The sequence below is a fragment of the Candidatus Pelagibacter sp. HIMB1623 genome, from assembly GCF_052047695.1.
In the GTDB taxonomy this organism is placed as follows: Bacteria; Pseudomonadota; Alphaproteobacteria; order Pelagibacterales; family Pelagibacteraceae; genus Pelagibacter.
In genome coordinates this window covers 297785-322215 of sequence record NZ_JBNAJN010000013.1, presented here as the reverse complement: position 1 = coordinate 322215, position 24431 = coordinate 297785, and the positions used below count along the sequence as shown (strand labels likewise).

At 32.8% G+C, this 24431-nt stretch carries 20 protein-coding genes; 1 reads left to right on the top strand and 19 read right to left on the bottom strand.

The window, feature by feature from the left end:
- Positions 1–284: 284 nt before the first annotated feature.
- The 5 genes from ACTTBN_RS06135 to ACTTBN_RS06115 all read right to left on the bottom strand — a co-directional run bounded on the left by ACTTBN_RS06135 (position 285) and on the right by ACTTBN_RS06115 (position 6807).
- Positions 285–1631 (bottom strand): aminomethyl transferase family protein, encoded by a 1347-nt coding sequence (locus tag ACTTBN_RS06135; protein WP_440681527.1) that lies wholly within the window; start codon positions 1629–1631, stop codon positions 285–287.
- Positions 1632–1636: 5 nt separating this feature from the next.
- Complete coding sequence (locus tag ACTTBN_RS06130; protein WP_440681526.1) at positions 1637–2740, bottom strand: aminomethyltransferase family protein; 1104 nt, start codon at positions 2738–2740, stop codon at positions 1637–1639.
- Positions 2741–3191: 451 nt separating this feature from the next.
- The gene (locus ACTTBN_RS06125; RefSeq protein WP_440681525.1) at positions 3192–3983 is read right to left on the bottom strand and encodes a crotonase/enoyl-CoA hydratase family protein; all 792 of its coding nucleotides are present in this window, start codon (positions 3981–3983) and stop codon (positions 3192–3194) included.
- Positions 3980–5593 (bottom strand): class I adenylate-forming enzyme family protein, encoded by a 1614-nt coding sequence (locus ACTTBN_RS06120; protein WP_440681524.1) that lies wholly within the window; start codon positions 5591–5593, stop codon positions 3980–3982. The genes ACTTBN_RS06125 and ACTTBN_RS06120 overlap by 4 nt, the downstream gene beginning before the upstream one ends.
- Before the next feature lie 2 nt (positions 5594–5595).
- A complete protein-coding gene (locus ACTTBN_RS06115) occupies positions 5596–6807 on the bottom strand; it encodes an aminomethyltransferase family protein (RefSeq protein ID WP_440681523.1) in 1212 nt (403 codons plus the stop codon).
- A 149-nt stretch (positions 6808–6956) separates the two neighbouring features.
- Here ACTTBN_RS06115 and ACTTBN_RS06110 point away from each other — a divergent pair, with 149 nt between their 5' ends.
- Positions 6957–7856, top strand: coding sequence for a LysR family transcriptional regulator (locus ACTTBN_RS06110; protein WP_440681522.1), 900 nt, complete (start codon positions 6957–6959; stop codon positions 7854–7856).
- Positions 7857–8058: 202 nt separating this feature from the next.
- On the opposite strand, the gene lpdA is transcribed toward ACTTBN_RS06110, so the two are convergent.
- Genes lpdA through ACTTBN_RS06040 form a run of 14 tightly spaced genes read right to left on the bottom strand, consistent with a single transcriptional unit; the run spans position 8059 to position 24425 of the window.
- Positions 8059–9459 carry a dihydrolipoyl dehydrogenase gene (lpdA, locus tag ACTTBN_RS06105; protein WP_440681521.1) on the bottom strand — a complete coding sequence of 467 codons (1401 nt, stop codon included), beginning with the start codon at positions 9457–9459 and terminating at the stop codon, positions 8059–8061.
- The gene (odhB, locus tag ACTTBN_RS06100) at positions 9460–10758 is read right to left on the bottom strand and encodes a 2-oxoglutarate dehydrogenase complex dihydrolipoyllysine-residue succinyltransferase (protein WP_440681520.1); all 1299 of its coding nucleotides are present in this window, start codon (positions 10756–10758) and stop codon (positions 9460–9462) included.
- A 6-nt stretch (positions 10759–10764) separates the two neighbouring features.
- Positions 10765–13683 carry a 2-oxoglutarate dehydrogenase E1 component gene (locus ACTTBN_RS06095; protein ID WP_440681519.1) on the bottom strand — a complete coding sequence of 973 codons (2919 nt, stop codon included), beginning with the start codon at positions 13681–13683 and terminating at the stop codon, positions 10765–10767.
- A gap of 36 nt (positions 13684–13719) precedes the next feature.
- Complete coding sequence (sucD, locus tag ACTTBN_RS06090; RefSeq protein ID WP_440681517.1) at positions 13720–14595, bottom strand: succinate--CoA ligase subunit alpha; 876 nt, start codon at positions 14593–14595, stop codon at positions 13720–13722.
- Complete coding sequence (sucC, locus tag ACTTBN_RS06085; RefSeq protein ID WP_440681516.1) at positions 14596–15756, bottom strand: ADP-forming succinate--CoA ligase subunit beta; 1161 nt, start codon at positions 15754–15756, stop codon at positions 14596–14598.
- Between the two features lie 2 nt (positions 15757–15758).
- Positions 15759–16721 carry a malate dehydrogenase gene (mdh, locus tag ACTTBN_RS06080; protein WP_440681515.1) on the bottom strand — a complete coding sequence of 321 codons (963 nt, stop codon included), beginning with the start codon at positions 16719–16721 and terminating at the stop codon, positions 15759–15761.
- A gap of 10 nt (positions 16722–16731) precedes the next feature.
- Positions 16732–18225, bottom strand: a complete 1494-nt coding sequence (locus ACTTBN_RS06075; RefSeq protein WP_440681514.1) for a CoA-acylating methylmalonate-semialdehyde dehydrogenase — start codon at positions 18223–18225, stop codon at positions 16732–16734.
- Positions 18226–18264: 39 nt separating this feature from the next.
- Positions 18265–19044: a succinate dehydrogenase iron-sulfur subunit gene (locus tag ACTTBN_RS06070; RefSeq protein ID WP_440681513.1), complete on the bottom strand. Its 780-nt coding sequence runs from the start codon at positions 19042–19044 to the stop codon at positions 18265–18267.
- Positions 19044–20819 (bottom strand): succinate dehydrogenase flavoprotein subunit, encoded by a 1776-nt coding sequence (gene sdhA, locus ACTTBN_RS06065; protein ID WP_440681512.1) that lies wholly within the window; start codon positions 20817–20819, stop codon positions 19044–19046. The genes ACTTBN_RS06070 and sdhA overlap by 1 nt, the downstream gene beginning before the upstream one ends.
- The gene (sdhD, locus tag ACTTBN_RS06060; RefSeq protein WP_440681511.1) at positions 20819–21145 is read right to left on the bottom strand and encodes a succinate dehydrogenase, hydrophobic membrane anchor protein; all 327 of its coding nucleotides are present in this window, start codon (positions 21143–21145) and stop codon (positions 20819–20821) included. The genes sdhA and sdhD overlap by 1 nt, the downstream gene beginning before the upstream one ends.
- Before the next feature lies 1 nt (position 21146).
- A complete protein-coding gene (gene sdhC, locus ACTTBN_RS06055) occupies positions 21147–21530 on the bottom strand; it encodes a succinate dehydrogenase, cytochrome b556 subunit (RefSeq protein ID WP_440681510.1) in 384 nt (127 codons plus the stop codon).
- Positions 21520–22527, bottom strand: a complete 1008-nt coding sequence (locus ACTTBN_RS06050) for an aspartate-semialdehyde dehydrogenase (protein ID WP_440681509.1) — start codon at positions 22525–22527, stop codon at positions 21520–21522. Before ACTTBN_RS06050 ends, sdhC begins: the two co-directional genes overlap by 11 nt.
- A 15-nt stretch (positions 22528–22542) precedes the next feature.
- Positions 22543–23652: a dimethylsulfoniopropionate demethylase gene (locus ACTTBN_RS06045; RefSeq protein WP_440681508.1), complete on the bottom strand. Its 1110-nt coding sequence runs from the start codon at positions 23650–23652 to the stop codon at positions 22543–22545.
- Complete coding sequence (locus tag ACTTBN_RS06040) at positions 23649–24425, bottom strand: alpha/beta fold hydrolase (protein ID WP_440681507.1); 777 nt, start codon at positions 24423–24425, stop codon at positions 23649–23651. Before ACTTBN_RS06040 ends, ACTTBN_RS06045 begins: the two co-directional genes overlap by 4 nt.
- Between the last annotated feature and the right edge of the window lie 6 nt (positions 24426–24431).

The window sequence follows — 24431 nt, the reverse complement described above, 5'->3', positions numbered from 1 at the left end:
AAAAAATTAAGAGCGTATCGGTTTTTTTACGACCACTCTATTTCTATTGATAAACAATAATTCTAAACGCACTATTAGCTTCCATCTTTCTGTACCATTAATAAACCATTAAACTAATTGAAATATTAAAGTTTAATTATCAATTCCAGTACTTTTTGAATCTATTTTAAATCTTTTTTATGGTCAATTTATTAATTAGAATTATACATTCCCTAAGCCTGAGAGGTGGCTTGTGATTGATAGAGTCAATATTTTTACAGTTTGAAGTAAAACCAATTTCAAAGTTAACCAATATTATCAATTACCTCCCTAGTGTTTGGATTTTTTGATTTGGTAAAAGGTATTGGAACTACTATAGCTTCTTCAGTTGTTGAGGAAGATTGATATTTTTCAGGTAATTCAATTAAGTATTTTTTACCTAACTTTCCAATTGGAAAATTGTTTTTTGATAGATCACCTTCATACGGAACATACCCCATTGCTATATTTGTTTTTTTATCAGGGTGATACCAAGGCGATGTAACAAATCCTACTGGTTCTTGACTTTCAATATTTAATATCGGCCAAAAGTCAGTTGCAAAGTCTAGAACAGGTTTCCCTGAAAATTCTAAACCAACTAGTTGAAGTTTGAAGGGTTTTTTGCCGTCTTTCAAATCACTTTTCATTTCTTCTAAGACTTTTCTTCCAATATAGTCTCCTTTTTTATCCCATTCGCCCTTTCCAGATAATGAAACTTGATAACCTAAATTACATTGAAAAGGGTTATGTTCATTATCCATATCTTGGCCCCAAGATAAAATGCCAGCCTGAATTCTTCTGCAATGTGATGGTGCTGTTACCATCAAATTATGATTCTTACCTTTAGAGACAATTTCATCCCATACTTCATCTGCGTATAAAGTTGAGTTTAAAAGATAAATTTCATAACCTTCTTCTCCAGAAAATCCAGTTTGAGATATTATACAATCTCTTCCTGCTACTTTTGCTTTTGCTAAACCATAAAAAGGCATATTGGAAACATCTATTTGACTACCAACCAAATCATGCATTAAGTTTTTTGATTTTGGTCCTTGTACTTGTAGGGGGCAAACATCAATTTCCTTAATTTCAACATCAAATTTATTGTCATGATTAATACCTTGTAAATAAATTCCAATATCACTATCGGAAAGGCTAAACCAAAATTCATCTTCGGATATTCTTAGAAGAATAGGATCATTTAAAACACCTCCGTATTGGTTACACAAAATCACATATCTTGCACGCATAGGTGAAATTTTAGTTGCATCTCTTGTAATTACATAATCTACAAATTTTTCTGCATCAGGACCCTTAACTCTAATTTGTCTTTCGACAGCAACATTCCATAATGTTACATCATTCATTAAAGCTTCGTATTCAACCATAGGACCACCATCTTCTGGTTTAGAATAGCCAAATGGATGGAACACTCTGTTATAAACAGTTGCTCTCCAAGCTCCATGGTTAATTGATTTATGCCAAAAAGGAGATTTACGAACCTTATTCCAAATTAACATTTGAACTGGGGTATCACCTGATTGTCTTAAATTGTAAGGAACTTTTCTGTCTGATTGATCTACAGAAGTAATATGATTAGTTTTGTTTGTCATATGAATTATGAGTGTGTTCTAGTTTTTTTAGGATCGTAAAACGGTAAACTAGAGACAATTGCATTTAGCTTCTTATCAGAAGTATTTATTACAACTGCTGTTTCTGGTTTAGAACAATCAACATCGATATGACCCAATGCCAAAGATTTACCCATTCTCTTTGAGTAACAAGGACTGTTAACAACACCAACTTTTTTATCATTAACCAAAATTTCTTCACCACCAGCTAATCCTTCGTTATGATCTATATCTAAACCTACATTTGTAAAATTTAGTTTATCTTTAACGTTCATTGCTGCATCATAACCACGATAACCAGATTTGCCTTTAGACATTGTCCAATGCAAATTGACTTCCCAAGGTGAATGCTCATTAGTCATGTCGTATCCATAAAATAATAACCCGGCTTCAATTCTGGCTTTATCTAGAGCTGTAAATGACGCGGGCATCACTCCTAAATTTTTACCTGCTTCTAAAATATTATCCCAAACAGCAACTGCATCAGTGCCAGAGACAAATAACTCAAAACCTTTTTCACCTGAATAGCCTGTTCTAGATAAGACACATTTTTTTCCAAACAATTCAGTTTCGTGGTGATTAAAATATTTTAAAGACTCTAAATCTATAGGTGTATGATTTTTTAAAACCTCTAAAGCATTAGGGCCTTGAAGAGAAATATCATGTAAGTCATCATCAAATTTTACATCTACCTCTTTCCCTTTTGCACTTTTCTGAATAAGTTCCATACTTTCTCCTGAACCATGCACAAAAATAAATTCGTTTTCATTTTTGTAAACGATAGCATCATCAGCTATGAAACCTTTATCATTCAAGACTATTCCATAACTAGATTGTCCAGGTTGAAGTTTTTTAATCTCTCTTGAAAAAACGTGGTTTAAAACTTCTTCCGAATCTTTGCCACTAACTCTTATTTTTTTTAATCCAGACATATCAATAATGCCAGCACCTTCTCTTATTGCATCATGTTCTTTATCTGGGTCAGTATTATAAGACCAAGCAGTACCCATTCCATTCCAGTCTTCTAGACCTGATCCTAAATTTTTATGCTTTTCAGCTAATGCTGATGTTCTTGAATTTGGTTTTGTCATTTATCCCCCTTAATTATTTTTTTTGTTAATTTTAAAAAACTTTGAATTTAAAGAGAATTATTTAGCTATGAAACTTTATTATAGTTTTGAGGGAAAGTTGTACTAAACATAAAACAATGTTTAGAAGTATTTTTTTTAAAATAAAAAATCATTTTATTAATTTTAAATTTCATAAAAAATATTAATATTTTTTTAATATTGAGTAAAGCAATAATTTACTATACCACACCAATGTCATTGGAGCACTATTGGAGCAATAGAGGTACCATGCAGATCTCAAAATTTGAAAGTTCAATTGACCCTTACCCAGTAAAATAAATTTAGGAGTCCCTACTGCTTTTGGTTTATACAAAGAAATAGAAAGTTAACCTTGTGAAAAACTAAAAACCACGATCCCTAAAAATTTTTTCATTATCTACAATTCATTGTAGTTAATTTAATTAACAAATCATTATTCATCTTCAAATTTTCCACTTCTTCCCTTGCCATTTACAAATTTTAAAGCACCCTTAATACCTTTTATGATTTCTTCTTTGCTTCCAGACCATTCTTGTTTCATAGCATCACGAATTGAAAGCCCATGCTGAGATCTCACTGACTTAAGATCTTTGAGCATCGAACTTTGAGGAAATTTTGCTAAAGTGTGAGCCAAAGTTTCAGCTTTACTTCGCGCTTCACCTTCTGGAACAACATATTCGCAAAGCCCAATCTTTAAAGCTTCATCTGCCTCAACTCTTCGACCAGTAAGAATTAAATCCATAGCACGTCCCTCTCCAATTAAACGAGGTAATCGAACTGTGCCACCATCAATAAGAGGTATACCCCATCGACGATTATACACCCCCATATAAGATGTTTCTTCCATAACTCTAATATCACACCAAATTGCAACTTCCATACCACCCGCAACTGCAGCACCTGAAACTGCTGCTATAACAGGTTTCGATAATTCAAGACGACTTATTCCCATGACTGCCATAGGCGGTTCTCCAGCATCTGGGAAATTATAAGGCTCAAGTGCATCTGATCCAGAAAGAGTAGAAGCGTACTTTAGATCCCAACCTGAACAGAAAGCTCCACCTTCGCCCCATAGCACTGCAACGTGAGCAGTTTTATCTTTATTGAATTCATTGAAAGCATTGTAAATAGCTTTTGCGCTTTCAGGATCAATTGCATTTCGCGCCTTAGGTCGAGAATGAATAATTGTCCACACTGTACCTTTTTTTTCTATACGAACACTCATGTTAAAACCTTACCATAGTTACCATCAAGATATTGATCTTTGATTGTAAATTTTTGAACTTTACCTGAACCTGTTAATGGAAAATTTGGCACTTGTACCCATATTGAAGGGGTTTTTTGTGGCGACAAGTGAGTACGACAATGACTTTTTAAGCTATCTACTTTTGGCGTAGTATCAGACAATATAAATGCAGCTATTATCTCACCCCATTTTTCATCTGGCAAACCTATCACTGCTACTTGATTAACATCTGCATGTGTTACAAGAACTGCTTCTATTTCAGCAGGAAAATGATTTTCACCTCCACGAATTATCATATCTTTAACTCTTCCAGTAACACGTACAAAACCTTGTTCATCCATTTTACCAAGATCACCAGTATGTAACCAACCTTCTTTATCTATTGCATCATTTGTTGCTTTAGGATTATCATTATATCCAATCATCACAGCATAAGACTTTGCACATATTTCACCGACTTCATTAATTGGAAGCACTTTATTATCGTTTGTTGAACGAATTGAAACTTCGGTATGAGGAAGTGGTTGACCTGCTGTTTCAACTATTTGCTCAACAGTTGCTTCAATTGGATTAAGACAAATCATAGGACTATGCTCTGTTTGTCCAAAAGCACTGAGTAAATGACAGCCTAACTTTTCTTTTACTCTACGAACAAGGTCAGGTGGTACAGGTGCACCACCTGTTGATATGGCTTCAAGTGAAGACATATTTCGAGGGATACTTTCAAGAGATTCTAGTAGATTGAACAACATTGTGGGAACAGCAAAACAGGTTGTAACGCCTTGTTGTTCAATTAACTTTGCAAAGTTATCAGCGTTGTATCTTTTAATTAATAACATTTTACAAGCAGCCTGAAGACAACCTAATGCACCTGTTGCACATCCTGCTGTATGAAATAGTGGCATAAAATTTGCCCATACTGAATGAGGTCCTACATTTTTTCGAGCGCAAAAGAGTCTAGCATTATTTAAAAGATTTTTATGACTTAACACTGCTCCTTTTGGAAAACCTGTGGTTCCTGAAGTATATTGAATTTGAGCAGCATCCTCTGGTTTTACTTCTGGTAATTTTGTATTTTGATTTTTGTTTGCATAAAGACTTTCTTGATTTTCTAAATTAACTACTTCACGAATTAGATTGTTACCTTTCATTGCTTCTTTTGCAATATCACCCATTGGGTTGTCTCTAAATTCATTAATTAAGAACAAACCAACTGCACCAGATTGTTCTATTACATATTTTAATTCTGCAGCTTGAAATGAAGGGTTTGCAGTAACAAGAACTAAACCAGATAATGCACAAGCATACTCCATAAAGATCCACTCAGGAATATTTGGAGCCCATACAACAACCTTCTCTCCTACTTTAAACCTCGTAGTTAGAGCTTTTGCAAGGAGATCAGATTGTTTAAATAAATCTGAATAATTCCATGACTTTCCACATTCACCATCATCCATCACATCTACCATAGCAACTGCGTTAGGGTGGGTATCTGAAATCTCTTTTAATAAATCTCCAATAGTTATATCTCTAATCTCTGCATCATTCTGAGCTTTAAAATGAGAATTAGTAAGTTTAACTTTATACATAATTATTTTGATGAAATTGGTTTTGTTGGAATATCAATTAATTTTCCACGAGGAATTAAACGTTCCTCATCATACATTGGCAATCTACAAAGTTCAGCATCTTGTAGTGAGCCATCTACACATTTAACTTTAACTTTTGTTCCTGGACCATTTACTGCATCATCCATTCTTACAATGCAAACTCCACATTCTTGATAGGGTGAATAACCTGACGAACAAACATGTCCTACAATTTTATCATCTAATAAGATATTCTTTCCTAATTGAGCCACACCATTATTAACTCTCATTCCCCAAGTACGACATTTCTTATCTGATGCCTCTAAAGCCTTACGGCCTATAAAATTACGATCATCGAACTCGACAAAATTACCAAGGCCTGCTTCAAATGGAGTTGTGTTTTCTCCAAAATCAGAACCTGCATTTAATAACCCAGCTTCTATTCTTCTTGCACGAAAAACAGGAGTGCCAGTTAATAAAATATCAAATTTCTTTCCTACCTCCATGATATGATTGCCTATTGCTGCAATATCAGTATCTGGTAAAAGATAAATCTCCCAACCAAGTTCATTAGTAAAGCCAGAACGGCTTATCCAACATGTTTGATTTGCTATACTCATTTCTGCGCAATCAAAATATCTGAAAGGATCAGGTAATGGATTATCTATTACTTCTTTTAATAAATCTAACGAACGAGGTCCTTGAACTTGACTTATCCAAACATTTGGGTCGGTTATCTTTACATCTAAATCTTCAGCATGAGCTTTATACCAGCTGAACAAATCACCATCAGCCTGTGCCATCCAAAATTTATTTTGCTCTAACCGTAAGAGCACTCCGTCTGTAATCATGCCGCCATCATGGTAGCAAGCAAATTGGTATGAACATCGTCCTGGTTTTAGTTTACTGACATTACGAGTAAATACTTTATTAAGAAGTTTTTCTGCATCTGGTCCACTGATTTCAATTGGTAATTCTCCTGTGTGTCTAAAAATTACATTTGTTCTAACAGCCCAATACATTTCATCATCAGTTGCTGTATCTAATTTTTCAGGGGTAAGTCTTGAGTTATATAAAGTGTATTCTGGATCGTAGGGCAACTCCATATAGCTAAGTGGATGAGGTGGCATTGTACGGGACAATTCACGTGGGCGCTGCCCTTCACTTAAAATGGCTTTTGCAACAAATCTTGTATTTTTAAGTGTAAGTGTCATTAATTATACGTTCAAAAAAATTGTTATATTAAAAAGTATAGATTTATAATTATTAAGTTAAGCTAGTAATTTATTGACTTCAAAACTAAAATATTAAACAATTTGTTTAAATAATTTGAACGATATATATGCCTTTGTACTCTTATGATATGCTACGTACTTTTCAAGTAGTAGCTAAGAACCTTAGTATGACTGAGGCTGCTTTAAAACTTAATCAATCAAAAGGTTCTATAAGTTATCAAATTAAAACTTTGGAAAACCAATTAGGTTTTACACTTTTTGAGCGAAGCAATGCGCGTTTACATCTTACTTCAAAGGGACAAAAATTATTAAATGTCTCTACATTATCTTTGGATCAAATTGATCAAGAAATTGAATTATTAAAATTTAAGAAGCCCACTCCACTTACAATTGCTTTACAATCTTATTTTCTTAGTAGATGGCTATCACCACGTTTAATGAAGTTTACTGCTAAACATCCAGAAATTGGACTTCGTTTTGTGCCTTTAAATTTCATAAATGAAATGGATAATATTGAAGCTGACATCTCTATTTGTTGGGGAAAAGAGGGGATGATTAATTCACCACATGAAAGACTTATTAGTTGTCCAGCTTGTCCAACGGCCAATAGTCAAATTGCTGAAAGAGTTAAAAAAGAGGGATTGGATAAAATTATTTTGACAACACCTCTATTGTTTGACTCATCTGAAAGTATAGGTTGGCAGGATTGGTTTAGTCATGCTGGTATTGATTTTAAAAAATCAATACAAGGAGTTTCTATTTCAGATTCTAATAGCCGTGTCCAAGCAGTTATTGATGGGCAAGGTATAGCACTTTGGGATAATCTGGTATCCCCTGAAATTAACTCAGGGAATTTACATTATCTATCTAATATTCAGTTAGATGAATATGGTTATTATATAAGAGTAAAAGAAAATATTCTTGAGAATGATACTGTTAAACTTTTTTTTAAATGGATAAAAGAGGAAGGCAATAGTATTTCATCTTCCAAGATTACCAAATCCTTAACCTTCACTCAAGAACGATAAAAGAACAATACACTCTCTTGACCATAACTTTACCATAGAGTTTTTGGCCACGTTACCATTAAGATAACCATTAAATTAAATGTGAAAGTTTAAAAAAGCTTTTAATAACAACAAATGAAAAATGTTTAATTAATTTGTCTAAATTAATTACTATCCTCTATTACCAAGGATAATTTTAGATTATGTAGGATAATATAGGATTCTAAGAGTGTATTGCTCTTTTATCTACTGATAATGCAGCTTCTTTTACTGCTTCTGAAAAAGTTGGGTGAGCATGGCATGTTCTTGCTATATCCTCTGAGCTTGCACCAAATTCCATTGCAACACCTATTTCAGCAATCAATTCCCCTGCATGAGGTCCTATAATATGAGCTCCTAATACTTTATCTGTTTGCTCATCTGCTAATATTTTTACAAAACCTTCCGCATCATCTATTGCTTTTGCTCTGGAGTTAGCCATAAACGAAAACTTGCCAACTTTATATTTCTGATTTTGTTCCTTAAGTTGTTCTTCGGTTTTTCCAATAGAAGCTACTTCTGGTGTTGTATACACAACGCCAGGTATAGTATCATAATTAACATGACCTGACTGACCAACAATGTTTTCTGCTACAGCAATTCCTTCATCTTCAGCTTTGTGAGCAAGCATTGGTCCTGCTATTACATCGCCAATAGCAAAAATATTTTCAACATTAGTTTTAAAAGTTTTATCAGTTTTTATTCTTTTTCTTTCATCTAAATCAATTCCTACTGCATCTAAATTTAATCCCTCAGTATTTGGTTTTCTTCCAACAGAAATTAATACAACATCACATTCAAAAGTATTTTTTTTTCCATCTTTATCTACTGTAGAAACAACTACTCCATTGTTATTTTTCTGAATTGTTTCAACTTTGTTTTGCATATTAAATTTAATGCCTTGTTTTTTTAAAATTTTCATAAACTCAGTTGAAATTTCTTTATCCATTCCAGGTGTAATATGATCTAAAAATTCTACGACCTGAACTTCTGAACCTAATCTTGACCAAACTGAACCCATCTCTAAACCAATGTAGCCACCTCCAACTACAACCATTTTATTTGGTACTTTTTCTAATTTTAAAGCCCCTGTAGAGGAAACAATTACTTTTTCATCAATATCAATTCCAGGCAATGAAACTGGCACAGATCCGGTTGCTATTACTGTTTTTTCTGACTCAATAATTGTCTCATTATTCTTATCATCTTTAATTGAGATCTGATTTTTTGATTTAAAACTTCCGTGACCTTTAAAATAAGTAACTTTGTTTTTTTTTAAAAGAAATTCAACACCTTTGGTCAATATTGTTACAGCTTTATCTTTACTTTTCATCATCTTTTGAAGGTTAAGTTTCACCTCACCTATCTCTATGCCCTTATTAGATAAATTTTTTACTTTATGAAATTCTTCCGAAAGATTTAATAAACTTTTTGAGGGTATGCAGCCAACATTTAAGCAAGTTCCGCCTAATGAACCTCTCGATTCTATACATGCTGTTTTTAAACCTAATTGTGCAAGTCTAATTGCACAAACATAACCTCCAGGACCTCCTCCAATAACTACAGCTTGAAATTTTTCTGACATTTAAATATCCAAAAATAATCTTCTAGGATCTTCTAGATTTTCTTTAATCATTTTTAAAAAAGAAACAGACTCTTTGCCATCAATAATTCTGTGATCATAAGATAGAGCCAGATACATAATTGGCCTAATTTTTATTTCACCATCTACTACCACGGGTCTTTCAACAATATTATGCATACCTAGAACACCTGATTGTGGTAAATTTAGAATTGGAGTCGATAACATTGAACCATATACTCCACCATTACTAATAGTAAATGTTCCACCTTGCAGATCTTCGATTGTTAATTTTCCATCTCTAGCTTTTTCAGAAATATCTTTGATATTTTTTTCAATATCTGCAAACGAAAGTTCGTCTGCATTTCTCAAAACTGGAACTACCAATCCTTTATCTGTACCAACTGCGAAGCTTATGTTGTAATAATTTTTATATATTATCTCATCGCCATCAATCTCAGCATTAACTGCAGGGAAATGTTTTAATGCAACCACACAAGCCTTAACGAAAAAAGACATAAAACCTAATTTAATTCCATATCTTGATTGAAAATCTTGTTGATTTTCTTTTCTCATCTCCATGATAGTAGACATATCAACTTCATTAAAAGTAGTTAATAGAGCAGCATTTTCTTGCGCTTGTTTAAGTCTTTTGGCAATAGTTTGTCTCAATCTAGTCATTTTAATTCTTTCTTCTTGACCATATTGAATTTTTCTCTCTGAAGGTTTTGGATTTGCTCCCATCAAACTAATGAGATCACCTTTTAATACTCTTCCATCTTTTCCTGATCCTTGAACTGAAGCAATATCTATATTGTTTTCAGCTACAATTTTTCTAACAGCTGGTGATAAAGTTTCATTTCTTATCTCCTCAACAACAGGCTTATTTTCTACCACTTCTTCTGTTAGTATTAATGGCTCAGGTTTCTTCTGCTCTGTTTTTGGTTCTTCAAATACTTTGGGTTCTTTTTTGTTGGTATCTAATTTAATTACATTTGTTTCTCTAGTTTCTTCGGCTAACTTTTTTGGTTCATCTTTCTTTTTTGGAGGAACAACTTTATTTTCACTTTCTGATACAGAGCCTAGTAACGCACCAACTTCAACGACTGATCCATCTGCTGAATTAATTTCTGTTAAAACACCGGATATGGGTGATGGCACTTCTAAATTTACTTTATCAGTTTCAAGTTCAACTACTGGCTCATCAGCTTCTACTCTATCACCAGCATTTTTTAGCCATTTTGCTACTGTTGCTTCTGTTATGCTTTCACCAAGAACTGGGACTACAATTTTTTCACTCATTTTAATTTATTCGAATACCTTATTTATTATTTCTTGTTGCTGAGAATTATGCCTCTTTGCATATCCAGTTGCTGGAGTTGCATCAGGGCTTCTTCCTATATAAGAAATTTTATTATATTTAGCCTTTAAAGTATCTAATGTCCATTGAATATAATCTCTAACTGAAAACCATGCACCCATATTTTTAGGTTCTTCTTGGCACCAATAAAATTCTGCATTTTCTGCATAAGGTTTAAGTTCATTTACTAAAGCTTTTGCTGGAAAAGGATAAAGTTGTTCTATTCTAAACATAATAACATCATCTCTTTTTAATTTTTCTCTAGCATCTAGCAAGTCGAAGTAAACTTTTCCTGAGCATAAAATAACTTTTTTAATCTCTGAGCTTTGTTTAAGTTTAATAAATCCTTTTGATTTTGGATCAATCGCATGATCCCATAAAACTCTATGAAATGTATTTTCTTTATTAAAATCTTCTAAATTAGAAACACAATATTTATTTCTAAGTAAGGATTTTGGTGTCATTATTATCAATGGTTTTCTAAAATCTCTATGCATTTGACGTCTTAAAGCATGATAATAATTTGCAGGAGTCGTGCAATTCATGACTTGCATATTATCATTTGAACATAACTGTAAAAATCTCTCTAATCTAGCTGACGAGTGTTCGGGACCTTGTCCTTCGTATCCATGCGGTAACAACATTACAATCCCTGAAGCTCTATTCCACTTTCTCTCACCAGATGCTATAAACTGGTCAATGACTACTTGAGCTCCGTTAGCAAAGTCTCCAAACTGTGCTTCCCAAATTGTAAGAGTGTTTGGTTCAACTAAACTATATCCATATTCAAATCCTAAAACTGCGAGCTCAGATAAAAAACTATCAACAACTTCGAATTGTTTTTGATCTTTTGAAATATTATTTAAAGGAACATACCTAGAGTTATCAACTTGATTTCTTAAAACCGAATGTCTTTGGCTAAAAGTTCCTCTACCAGAGTCTTGCCCAACCAATCTTACTGGATATCCTTCAACCAACAACGAACCAAAAGCAAGTGCTTCAGCTGATGACCAATCAATTCCAGTCCCTTTTTCAACTGACTCTTTTCTAACATTAAGAATTTTAGAAATAGTTTTATGAATATTTTTTTCAACTGGTACTGAATTAATTTTTTCTGAAATAAATTTCAACTTATCTTCATCGAAACCTGAAACTCCTCTTTTATCTTTACCTTTCTCAGGTTTATATCTAGACCATGTTCCCTCAAACCATTCTATTTTAGGATTATAATCTTTTGCACTTTTATACTGATCATTCAATAAATCCTTAAATGATTTAACATTTTGATCTAATAATTCCTTAGTAATTGTATTTTCACTAACTAGTTTACTTCCATAAATCTTATAAACACTTGGGTGAGCTTTTATCTTCTGATACATCAATGGCTGAGTGAATGATGGCTCATCTCCCTCATTATGACCAAATCTTCTGTAGCAAATTAAATCTACAACAACATCTCTATTAAACTTTAATCTGAACTCTGTTGCGATTCTAGTCGCATAAACAACTGCTTCTGGGTCATCTCCATTGACATGCAAAATTGGTGCCTCAACCATTTTAGCAACATCAGATGGATAAGGTGATGATCTTGCAAACCTAGGACTTGTTGTAAAACCAATTTGATTATTAACAATTATATGAATAGTTCCACCAGTATTATGTCCTGGAAGACCCGACATAGCAAAACATTCTGCAACTACTCCTTGACCAGCGAATGCTGCATCCCCATGTATTAATATTGGGATAACTTTATTTCTCTCTTTGTCTTTATGAAAAAATTGTTTGGCTCTAGTTTGACCAAGAACCACAGGGTTTACTGCTTCAAGGTGAGAAGGATTATCCGTAAGACTAACATGAACAGAATTACCATCAAACTGTCTATCAGAAGATGCTCCAAGATGATATTTTACGTCTCCAGCACTATCCTCAGTTTCATCACTAAATTCTCCAGCAAATTCATTAAATATTCTTTTATAAGATTTTTGTAATACGTTGGCCAAAACATTTAATCGACCTCTATGAGACATTCCAATTTTAACTTCTTTAATTTGTTTTTGACCACCAATTTTGATTATTTGTTCAAGTGCAGGTATTAAACTTTCTCCACCATCTAAACCAAATCTTTTTGTCCCAACATATTTTGTAGCTAAAAATTTCTCAAATCCCTCTGCTTGCACTAATTTATTTAATATCGCTTCTTTTCCATTTTTTGTAAACTGTAGTGCAGTTTCGTCTTGTTCAATCCTATCTCTAAACCACATTCTTTCCTCTGGGTTAGAAATGTGCATAAATTCATAACCTATTTTTCCACAATAGGTTTTTTTCATAAACTTTAAAATCTCTCTAATATTCGCATACTTTTTATTTATCACTCCATTTAGAAAAATTTTTTTATCGTATTGTTCTTTTTTAAAACCATAAAACTCTGGGTGAAGCTCGTCTAAATATTCAGACTCCCTCATTCCTAAAGGATCAAGATCGGCTAATAAGTGCCCTCTTAACCTATATGCTCTAATTAAAGCAACAGCACTTATCGAATCTTTGTTTGAGTCTGCAAGTAGTTGGAAATTAAATTTTTCTGAAGTGTCTATTTTTTCATTATTTAGACTGTTATTTTCGTCTTCTTCAATTTTTTTTTGCAGCTCATCAATATTTACTTTAGTTTTTTCTGGACTCCATGATGGTCCATTTATTTCATTAGCAATCACTTTTAATTCATCGCCTATTCCCTCGAAATAATTTAACCAACTTTCTGGAAGATCTTTATCTTTATTGATAAATTTTAAGTACATTTGTTCAATGAATGCACTATTTGATTTATGTAAAAATGAGCTTTTTTCGAAGTCGAGATTTTTTGATGATGACATCTTTTTTATTTAATATATCTCTCTAAAAATATTTTTTCAATTAGACAGTTTATCAAATAAAGTTTTGCCGATTATTGATGGAGATTTTGCTACAGTAATTCCACATTCTTCCATTTTTTTTATTTTATCTTCAGCACCACCTTTGCCTCCAGAAATAATTGCCCCTGCATGTCCCATTCTTCTTCCAGGTGGAGCTGTAATTCCTGCGATAAATCCTACTGTTGGTTTCTTAATTTTATGATTTTTTAGAAATTCGGCCGCTTCTTCCTCAGCAGAACCACCAATTTCTCCAATCATTAAAATTGATTGTGTTTCATCATCGTTTAAAAATAAATCTAAACAATCAATAAAATTCGTACCATTGATTGGATCTCCTCCTATCCCAATACATGTAGATTGCCCTAAACCATTTTCTGTTGTTTGAGCCACAGCCTCATAAGTCAAGGTTCCAGATCTTGAAACAATACCAACTGAACCTCTTTTATGAATATTACCAGGCATAATTCCAATTTTACATTCATCAGGAGTAATTATACCTGGACAATTTGGACCTATAAGTCTACTTTGAGATCTATCTAATTTTTTTCTTACCTTAAGCATATCTTGAATTGGGATACCTTCGGTAATGCAAACAATTAATTCAACTGAAGCATCGATAGCTTCTATAATTGCTGCTGCAGCAAATTTTGCAGGCACGTAAATCATAGTGGCATCTGCCCCAACTGCATCTTTGGCTTCAGCTACAGAATTAAATACTGGTCTATCTAAATGCTTTTGACCTCCCTTTTTAGGAGTAACACCTCCTACTAAATTTGTTCCATATTTTATTGCTTGCTCAGAATGGAAAGTTCCATGTGCACCTGTAAAACCCTGACAAATTACTTTAGTTTCTTTATTAACTAAAACTGACATTTATTGAATAGCCTCAACAATTTTTTTAGCAGCATCATCTAAGTTCTCTGCTGAAATTAATTTTAAACCCGAATTATCTAAAATTTCTTTTCCCTCTTTAAAATTTGTCCCTGCAAGACGAACCACTAAAGGTACGCTAATATTTATTTCTTTTGCAGCATCCACAACTCCTTGTGCAAGTACATCACACCTCATTATTCCACCAAAAATATTTATTAAAATTCCCTTAACATTTTTGTCTGAAAGAATAATTTTAAATGCTGCAGAAACTTTTTCTTTTGAAGCTCCGCCCCCAACATCTAAGAAATTAGCTGGCTCTTTACCATATAATTTAATGATATCCATAGTTGCCATTGCTAATCCAGCGCCATTAACCATACATCCAATACTTCCATCAAGTTTGATATAAGCTAGATCATGTTTGCTCGCTTCAATCTCAGTAGGATCTTCTTCATTTAGATCTCTTAATTCTAGAATTTCAGGGTGTCTAAATAATGCATTAGAGTCAAAATTAACTTTTGCATCTAGACAAACAATTTTTCCCTCTTTTGTTAAAATTAAAGGATTTACCTCAACCATATTTGCATCTGTACTAATAAACATTTTATAAATTGATTTGATTAATGAAATCGCTTGCTCTTTTGCACCACTCTTTAAATCAAAAATTTTAATTACTGCCTCACAATCTTCATCTGATATTTCTTCAGCTATATCAACCTTAGTTGTAATAATTTTTTCTGGATTTGAGCTTGCTACTTCTTCAATATCCATTCCACCTTGATCACTCGAAATAAAAGCAATCTTTGAACTCGCTCTATCAACTAAACATGATAAATAGAATTCCTTTTCTATGTTTGAAGATTCTTCAACATATAATCGCTTAACCTCTCTACCCTCTGGTCCAGTTTGATGAGTTACCAATGTTTTTCCAAGCAGCTCATTTGCCGAGTTTTTTAATTCTTCAAGTGTGTTTAGAATTTTAACTCCTCCTGCTTTACCTCTACCACCAGCATGAATTTGAGCCTTTAAAACATACTTTTCAGTTTTTAAATTTTTTGCTTTTTCAATTAAATCATCAACATTTGTTGAAAAAACTCCTGCTGGAACTATTGCTCCATATTTCTTTAAAATTTCTTTTGCTTGGTGCTCGTGAATGTTCATTATTATTTTGAGAGATCTGGATCTATTTTAGAAGCAGCTTCCCAAAGAGCTTTAACAGCATCAATTGAATGCATAAACTCTTTATTCTCTTTTTCATCTAAATCTACTACTTCAATTTTCTCAACTCCGTCTTTACCAATTACAACTGGTACTCCTGCATAAACATTTTCTACTCCGTACTCACCATTTAACTGCACTGCACAAGGTAATAATTTTTTTTCATCTTTTAAATATGACTCAGCCATTTGAACTCCTGATGCTGCAGGAGCATAAAAAGCAGAACCTTTTTCTAAATACTTAACAATTTCTGCTCCACCGTCTCTAGTTCTTTGATTGATTTCTTCAACTCTGTCTTGAGAAATTTTTCCCTCTTTAACGAGATCTAATAAAGGTTTGCCAGATACTTTTGTAAATCTTGGCATTGGAACCATAGTATCCCCATGACCACCCATAACCATTGCTTCAATCTCTTTCACAGGCACACCAAACTCTAAAGATAAAAATAATTTAAATCTCGAGCTATCTAAAATTCCTGCCATACCTACAACTTTATTTGCAGGTAAACCTGAAAACTTTTGGAAAGCCATAACCATTACGTCTAAAGGGTTAGTGATGCAAATTACAAAAGCATTTGGAGCATTTTCTTTTACTCCTTTAGCTACCTGTTTAATAATTTTTAAATTTATTCCAAGAAGATCATCTCTACTCATTCCTGGCTTTCTAGGAACTCCTGCCGTAATAATAATAACGTCAGAATCTTTAATATCTTTATAATCATCTGTGCCTGATAATTTTACATTAAATCCATCAACTGATGATGATTGAGCTATATCTAAAGCTTTTCCTTTAGCTATGCCGCTTGCAACATCAAATAAAACAACCTCATCAACAAGCTCTTTTATTCCAATCAAATGTGCTAATGTTCCACCTATTTGGCCTGCGCCAATTAAAGATATTTTTTTCATTTATTTCCTTTTATTTCATTGTTGGCATTACAAATTCTGCGTTTGTACGCACACCTGAAGGCCATCGTGATGTTACAGTTTTAAGTTTAGTATAGAATTTTATTCCTTCCATGCCATGCATGCCGCTATCTCCAAATAATGATCTTTTCCAACCACCAAAACTATGAAAGGCCATAGGAACTGGAATTGGAACATTGATACCAACCATTCCTACTTGAATTTTACTAGCAAATGTTCTACCTGCATCACCATCTCTAGTATAAATACTTACTCCATTTCCGTATTCATGATCATTGATTAGTTTTGCAGCCTCTTCAAAAGTTTTAACTCTAACAACAGATAGCACTGGGCCAAAAATTTCTTCTTTATAAATTCTCATGTCTTTATTAACATGATCAAATAAACAACCACCAATATAAAATCCATTCTCATAGCCTTGGAGTTTTAAGTTTCTTCCATCAACAACTAGTTTTGCTCCCTCTTCAACTCCTAAATCAACATAACTTTTAACTTTTTCTAAATGCTCTTTTGTAACCAAAGGTCCCATTTCAGAAGTTTTATCCATACCTGGACCTACTTTTAAAGCTTCTGCTTTTTTAGAAAGTCTTGAAACAAGTTCATCACCAATATCTCCAACAGCGACTGCAACAGATTGAGCCATACATCTTTCACCTGCAGATCCATAAGCTGCACCCATCAATCCATTTACTGCACCATCCAAGTCACAATCTGGCATAACCACTAAATGATTTTTTGCACCTCCAAGTGCTTGTACTCTTTTTTCATTTTTGGCTGAATTTTCATAGATATATTTTGCAATTGGAGTAGATCCAACAAAGCTTACAGCTTTAATGTCTTTATTTTCTAAAATTGCATCAACAGCTTCTTTGTCACCATTAACAACATTAAATACTCCCTCCGGTAATCCAGCTTCACTCAGTAGCTCAGCTAATCTAATTGCACATGAAGGATCTTTTTCTGATGGTTTTAATATAAATGTATTTCCGCAAGCAATTGCTATTGGAAACATCCACATTGGTACCATTGCAGGAAAGTTAAATGGAGTAATTCCAGCTACTACCCCTAAAGGTTGTCTCATTGACCAACTGTCAACATTTGTTCCAACGTTTTCTGAATATTCACCTTTTAACAAATGAGGAATTCCACAAGCAAACTCTACTACTTCAAGCCCTCTTGTTAAAGATCCTCTAGCATCCTCAAAAACTTTTCCATGTTCTGATACTATTAACTTTGTTAATTCATCAGAGTTTTTTTCTATTAATTCTTTAAATTTAAATATTATCCTTGCTCTTTGTAATGAGGGTTTTGCAGACCAAGTTTCAAATGCTTTTTTTGCTGCTTCTACAGCTTGATCTAAATCAGACTTACTTGCAAGTCTTACCTCTGATTCTTGTTCTCCTGTTGCAGGATTAAATACCTTTCCTTTTCTATCAGATGAACCTGGAATTATTTTTCCATTAACAAAGTGCTCTATTAATTTCATGAATACGGTCTTTTAAATCAAAAAAACCTAATAGTCTATTTAAACATTAGCAGTAGCTAACATTTTTTTAATTTCTGCAATTGCTTTTGCTGGATTTAGGCCTTTAGGACAAGCATTTGTACAATTTAAAATAGTATGACATCTGTAAAGTTTTAATTCATCAGCAACTTTTTTTAATCTTGCTTTTCTTTCTTCATCCCTACTATCAACTATCCATCGATATGCTTGCAGAAGCACTGCTGGACCTAAGTATTTATCTCCATTCCACCAATAACTTGGGCAAGATGTTGAACAACATGCACACATAATACACTCATAAGCGCCATCAAGTTTTGCCCTGTCTTCTTGGGATTGATAAATTTCTGTTGTTTCTTTTTTTGAATTATTTTTTAGCCAAGGTTCAATGGATTCATACTGTTTATACAATCCGTCTAAATCACCAATTAAATCTCTTTTAACTTTCAAATGTGGTAGTGGATATATGTCTATATCTCCATCAATTTCTGAATGAGGTGTTGTGCAGGCTAAACCATTTTTACCACCCATGTTCATAGCACAAGAACCACAAACTCCATGAGCACAAGATCTTCTATAAGCTAGTGTTGGGTCAATTTCGTTTTTAATTTTATTTAAAATATCCAAAACTTTTGATGGACAATTATCCATATCAACTTCGTAAGTATCAATTCTAGGATTTTCTTCAGTAGACGGATCCCATCTATAAACATTTACTTTTCTAAGATTTTTAGAACCTGTTTTGTCTTTAAAATATTTACCTTTTTTGACTTCAGAATTTTTTGGTAAATTTAATTGTACCATTAGTATACCCGTTCTTGTGGTGGGAAATATTGAACTTCATTGGTCAAAGTTGACTTGTGAACTGGTCTGTAACTAATTTTTGTATTTTTTCCGTCACACCAAGCAAGGGTATGTTGCATAAACTTTTCATCATCTCTTTTTGGATAATCATCTCTTGCATGCGCTCCTCTGCTTTCTTTTCTGTGATATGCAGATTCAACTGTTGTTACTGCCTGTCTAATTAAATTATCAAATTCTAAAGTTTCAACTAAATCGGTATTAAACACTAAAGATCTATCTTTAACAGAAATAGACTCCATTCCATCATAAGTTTTTCTAATATCATCAACACCTTCTTTTAGATTTTTTTCTGTTCTAAATACTGCGCATTTAGATTGCATTGTTTTTTGCATTGAAAGTCTAAGGTCTGCAGTACTATTATTTCCATCTGCATTTCTTAATTTGTCAAATCTGTCTAAACATTTTTGTGTCTCAGACTCAGGTATTTCTTCATGAGGCGTTCCAGGCTTAACTAATTCTGCTGCTCTCTTTGCTGCTGCTCTTCCGAATACTACTAAATCAATTAGTGAATTAGAGCCAAGTCTATTCGCGCCATGAACAGAAACACATGCTGCTTCTCCTATAGCCATCAGACCCGGAACAGTTTTTTCTGAACCATTAACAGTCAAAACTTCTGCTTTATAATTTGTTGGAATTCCTCCCATATTATAATGAACCGTTGGTACAACTGGTATAGGCTCTTTAGTTACATCTACATTTGCAAACAGTCTTGCTGCATCAGTAATTCCTGGAAGTCTACTTTCAATAATCTCTTTATCCAAATGACTTAAGTTTAAATGAACATGATCTTGATCTTTTCCAACGCCTCTTCCTTCATTTATTTCAATAGACATCGATCTACTAACAACATCTCTAGATGCTAAATCTTTTGCATTTGGAGCATATCTTTCCATAAATCTCTCACCCTTAGAATTTGTTAAATAACCACCCTCTCCTCGAGCACCTTCTGTTATTAATGTACCATGACCATAAATTCCTGTTGGATGAAATTGAACAAACTCCATATCCTGAAGGGGCAATCCAGCTCTTAAAACCATTGCATTTCCATCTCCTGTACAAGTATGTGCAGAAGTAGCTGAATAATAGACTTTCCCATATCCACCTGTTGCTATAATCACAGTATGTGCTCTAAATCTATGGATTGTTCCATCATTTAAATTCCACGCAATTAATCCCTTACACGCCCCATCTTTCATTAAAAGATCTAATGCAAAATATTCAATAAAAAATTCTGTGTTATGTTTTAAGGCCTGTCCATAAAGCGTATGAAGAATTGCATGACCAGTTCTATCTGCAGCAGCACATGTTCTTTGTACAATTCCATTTCCATAATTTTTTGTCATTCCACCAAAAGGTCTTTGATATATTTTTCCTTCTTCAGTTCTGCTAAATGGAACTCCATATTTTTCTAGCTCTAAAACTGCTTTTGGAGCTTCTTTACATAAATACTCAATACTATCTTGATCTCCTAACCAATCTGCACCTTTAACCGTATCATACATGTGCCATCTCCAGTCATCTTCTCCCATGTTACCAAGTGCAGCTGAAATACCTCCTTGTGCAGCAGATGTGTGGCTTCTAGTTGGAAATACTTTTGAAATACAGGCTGTTTTCAATCCAGCTTCGCTTAATCCAACAGCAGCTCTCAAGCCAGATCCACCAGCTCCTAAGACAACTACATCATATTCATGATCTATAATATTATAAGCACTCATTATTTTAGATTAAGTAAAATTATTATTGTTAATAATGGGATGATTATAGCAGAAATATAGAGAAGTCTGTTTGCGACATATTTGGTTTTTTCGTTAGAAATATAGTCCTCAAAAACCTCACTAATACTTAAGGCAGAAAAAAAATAAGAAAAAATTAAAAATATACTAAATATAAACTTATTTGTTTTATTTGAAAAAAAACTAACTACTTCAGAATAATCTCCATCATAAACTGATATGAAATTAATTATAAACCAAAGCATTAAAGGGACTAAAATTATTGATGATAATTTTAAAAACACCCATTTTTTTGTAGCTAAATTCATATTAAAAAAAGTTTTTTCCAATTAAGTAAAATAAAATAGTTAAAATTAGTGAACCAAAGATTACAATCAAGCCTGTTATACGAGTAGTTTTTAGTTCATAGCCATAACCCATATCCATAATCAAATGTCTAATTTCACTAAGTATTTGAAAGCTAAAAGACCAAGTTAATCCTATTGCAACAAATTTTCCAAGAAACGAATTTAAAAAAAGATTTATCAAATCATATTTAGGTTCTCCCAAAACTAACCATGAAGCCCAGACACAAACTAAAGTTATTGCTATGATATTAATTATTCCAGTTATTCTATGTGAAATAGATACAAGAGATGATATGTGCCATCTATAAATTTGTATATGAGGAGAAAGGGGTCTTTTACTTTCCATAAAAATTATTTTTTATTAATGTCTCCGCAATTTCAACTGCATTTAAAGCTGCACCTCTAAGTAAATTATCTGAGACAATCCACATATTTAAGCAATTCTTTTTAGTCTTATCTTCTCTAATTCTTGAAATGAATGTCTCATCTTTTCCAGCGGCTTCAAGTGGTGTTGAATATCCACCATCTTGTCTCTCATCAATAACTTTACAACCTTCCATTTTCTCAAGACATTCTTTAATTTGATCAATTGTAAATTCTTTTTCTAATTCTAAATTTACTGCTTCAGAATGAGAAACTAAAACTGGTACTCTTACACAAGTTGCTGATAATTCAATATTTTGATCTAGAATTTTTTTAGTCTCATTGGTCATTTTTAATTCCTCTTTTGTGTATCCGTCATCAGCAAATACATCGATATGTGGAATTAAATTAAATGAAATTTGTTTTGTAAAATTTTTTGATTCAATTGCTTTGTTTTCTAGTGCTAGCTTAGTCTGTTCTACTAATTCATCCATTGGTGCTTTACCACCACCAGATACTGACTGATAAGTAGCTACAATTACTCTTTTTATTTTAAATAAATCATGGATTGGTTTTAGTGGTAAGACTAATTGTGCAGTTGAGCAATTAGGATTAGCAATAATATTTTTTTTTATATTTTTTAAGTCATCCGCATTTACTTGGGGTACAATTAGAGGAACATCAGGATCCATTCTATAATAACTAGAATTATCTATTACAATGCTGTGATTTGCTGCTTTTGAGGCATAAGCTTCTGAAATTTTTCCACCTGCTGCAAAAAAAGTAATTTTTGCTTTTGAAAAATCAAAAGTCTCTAAATTTTCAACTTCTATGTCTTTTCCTTTAAAATTAATTTTTGAACCCGCACTTCTTTCAGATGCAACTAAAAAAATTTCTGAAATAGGCAAATTTTTCCTCTCAAGTACTTCTAGTACTTTTCTTCCAACATTGCCCGTGGCTCCGACTATAGCTATATTCATGATGGGGTTGTTATACTAAATGAAAGGTAAATCGCAAACTTTTCCAGCGCAATTATGTCCATTTACAACAACTTTTACATTTTGCTCAAGATTCCAGTATCCTTTTTGCATCATAGCTATACCAATTACTTTTTTGAAGTGAGGTGAATAGCAAGCAGATCTTAATTCTCCAATTAGGTTGTTGTTTTCATCTTTCAAATCCAGAGAACCTGTTACACTAATTTCATTAATATCAATTTTTATACCCATCAATTTTTTGGTAATTCCTTCTTCTTTTATTTTTATTAATTTTTCCTTACCCAAAAACTTTGCATCACTATCTAAGTTAACATACTTATCGAAACCACACTCAAACGGGTTATCATTATTATCCATATCGTTTCCAAATGATAAAAGAGCACTTTCAATCCTTTCTATTAAATTAGGGCATCCAGGCTTAACATTAAATTCTTTACCAGCTTCAAATAAATGATCATATAACTTTTGACCAGACTCAGTATTTTGAACATAAATCTCATAGCCCCCTTGCTTAGACCAACCTGACTGTGCAATTAAATGATCAACTCCTTCAAAATTAAAATAATCAAATCCAAAAAATTTCAATTTAGTTATTTTTTCACCAAAAACTTTTTCCATTAACTTAAATGATTTTGGACCTTGAACGGCCATGATGTCAACATTTGGTTCAAAAATTTTAACATCAAATTTATTTCCAATCGCTAATCCTTTTGCAAATAAAATTACATCAGAGTCTGCAATAGATATCCACCATTTCTCTTGATTTAATCTAAGCACTACAGGGTCATTAATTAATCCACCCTGATCATCTATAATAGGGCAATAATAACATCTGCCATCTTTAGATTTAGATAAATCTCTACAAGTCATTAATTGAACTAATTTACCTGAATCTTTTCCTGAAATTTCAACTTGTCTTTCTGCTGCAACATCCCAAATTTGAACATGTTCTTTTAGGTGATGATAAGAATCTTCTACAGATCCAAATGCTGCTGGCAGCAACATGTGATTATAGATTGTATAAGCTGTTACACCTTGTTTTTCTATTCTTGAAGTATAAGGCGTACTTCTAAGTCTTCTAGATTTTGCTATTGAATAATTTTTCATTTATTTAAAAATTCTAAAACCTTGTCTCGCATTTCAAATGCTTTTTCAATCATAATCATATGTCCACATCCTTCTATTACATGAATAGTTGAATTTTTGATTAATTGAGAAAATTTTTTACCAGATTCTAAATTAACCATTTTATCTAAAGAACCAAAAACAAACATTGATGGAACATCAATAGACCCAGCTGCGTTTGAACCATTTTTATAATTATTACAAGCTATAAGATCTACAGCAAGTATTTCACTAATATCTTTTGGAGATTGAATAATTCTTTCAACTGGATTTCCACCTATAAATTTTTTTGAGCCTTCATATCCCCACTTCATCATTAACTTTACTGCATCAGAATCTCCGTTTTCCGCGAGTTCAATCAAATCAGGATGAACAGGCATTTTGTTAGATCCACCTACAAAGACTATTTTTTTTAGTCTATCTTTGTATCTATGGGAATACTCAAGTATTTCTAAACATCCTTGTGAATGACCAACTAAAATTAAATTTTGAAGATCTAAGGCATCAAATACAAGTTCCAACCATTCTGCTATTTCCTCAATAGTTTTTAAACATGGCCCCTCAGAATTTCCATGTCCTGGTAAATCAATAGATAATACATTGAAATTATTATTTGAAAAAAATTGCTCACTTAATGACCAAACAATATGGGATAAGCCACTTCCATGAAGAAAAACAATGGTATCTCTGTTTTTATCTATACCTTTGCCATTGTCTGAAGCAAAAATACTTTTATTTTCGATTTCAAATATCAATTAGAT

Coding starts and splice junctions, on each gene's coding strand:
- mdh (WP_440681515.1), bottom strand. CDS start 16,721: ATGAAAAAAATATCTTTAATTGGCGCAGGCCAAATAGGTGGAACATTA.
- ACTTBN_RS06125 (WP_440681525.1), bottom strand. CDS start 3,983: ATGAGTGTTCGTATAGAAAAAAAAGGTACAGTGTGGACAATTATTCAT.
- sucC (WP_440681516.1), bottom strand. CDS start 15,756: ATGAACATTCACGAGCACCAAGCAAAAGAAATTTTAAAGAAATATGGA.
- ACTTBN_RS06110 (WP_440681522.1), top strand. CDS start 6,957: ATGCTACGTACTTTTCAAGTAGTAGCTAAGAACCTTAGTATGACTGAG.
- ACTTBN_RS06045 (WP_440681508.1), bottom strand. CDS start 23,652: ATGAAAAATTATTCAATAGCAAAATCTAGAAGACTTAGAAGTACGCCT.
- ACTTBN_RS06075 (WP_440681514.1), bottom strand. CDS start 18,225: ATGAAATTAATAGAGCACTTTGTTAATGGAAAAATAATTCCAGGTTCA.
- sdhD (WP_440681511.1), bottom strand. CDS start 21,145: ATGAATTTAGCTACAAAAAAATGGGTGTTTTTAAAATTATCATCAATA.
- ACTTBN_RS06120 (WP_440681524.1), bottom strand. CDS start 5,593: ATGTATAAAGTTAAACTTACTAATTCTCATTTTAAAGCTCAGAATGAT.
- ACTTBN_RS06115 (WP_440681523.1), bottom strand. CDS start 6,807: ATGACACTTACACTTAAAAATACAAGATTTGTTGCAAAAGCCATTTTA.
- ACTTBN_RS06135 (WP_440681527.1), bottom strand. CDS start 1,631: ATGACAAACAAAACTAATCATATTACTTCTGTAGATCAATCAGACAGA.
- ACTTBN_RS06130 (WP_440681526.1), bottom strand. CDS start 2,740: ATGACAAAACCAAATTCAAGAACATCAGCATTAGCTGAAAAGCATAAA.
- ACTTBN_RS06070 (WP_440681513.1), bottom strand. CDS start 19,044: ATGGTACAATTAAATTTACCAAAAAATTCTGAAGTCAAAAAAGGTAAA.
- ACTTBN_RS06095 (WP_440681519.1), bottom strand. CDS start 13,683: ATGTCATCATCAAAAAATCTCGACTTCGAAAAAAGCTCATTTTTACAT.
- lpdA (WP_440681521.1), bottom strand. CDS start 9,459: ATGTCAGAAAAATTTCAAGCTGTAGTTATTGGAGGAGGTCCTGGAGGT.
- ACTTBN_RS06050 (WP_440681509.1), bottom strand. CDS start 22,527: ATGAATATAGCTATAGTCGGAGCCACGGGCAATGTTGGAAGAAAAGTA.
- sucD (WP_440681517.1), bottom strand. CDS start 14,595: ATGTCAGTTTTAGTTAATAAAGAAACTAAAGTAATTTGTCAGGGTTTT.
- odhB (WP_440681520.1), bottom strand. CDS start 10,758: ATGAGTGAAAAAATTGTAGTCCCAGTTCTTGGTGAAAGCATAACAGAA.
- sdhC (WP_440681510.1), bottom strand. CDS start 21,530: ATGGAAAGTAAAAGACCCCTTTCTCCTCATATACAAATTTATAGATGG.
- sdhA (WP_440681512.1), bottom strand. CDS start 20,819: ATGAGTGCTTATAATATTATAGATCATGAATATGATGTAGTTGTCTTA.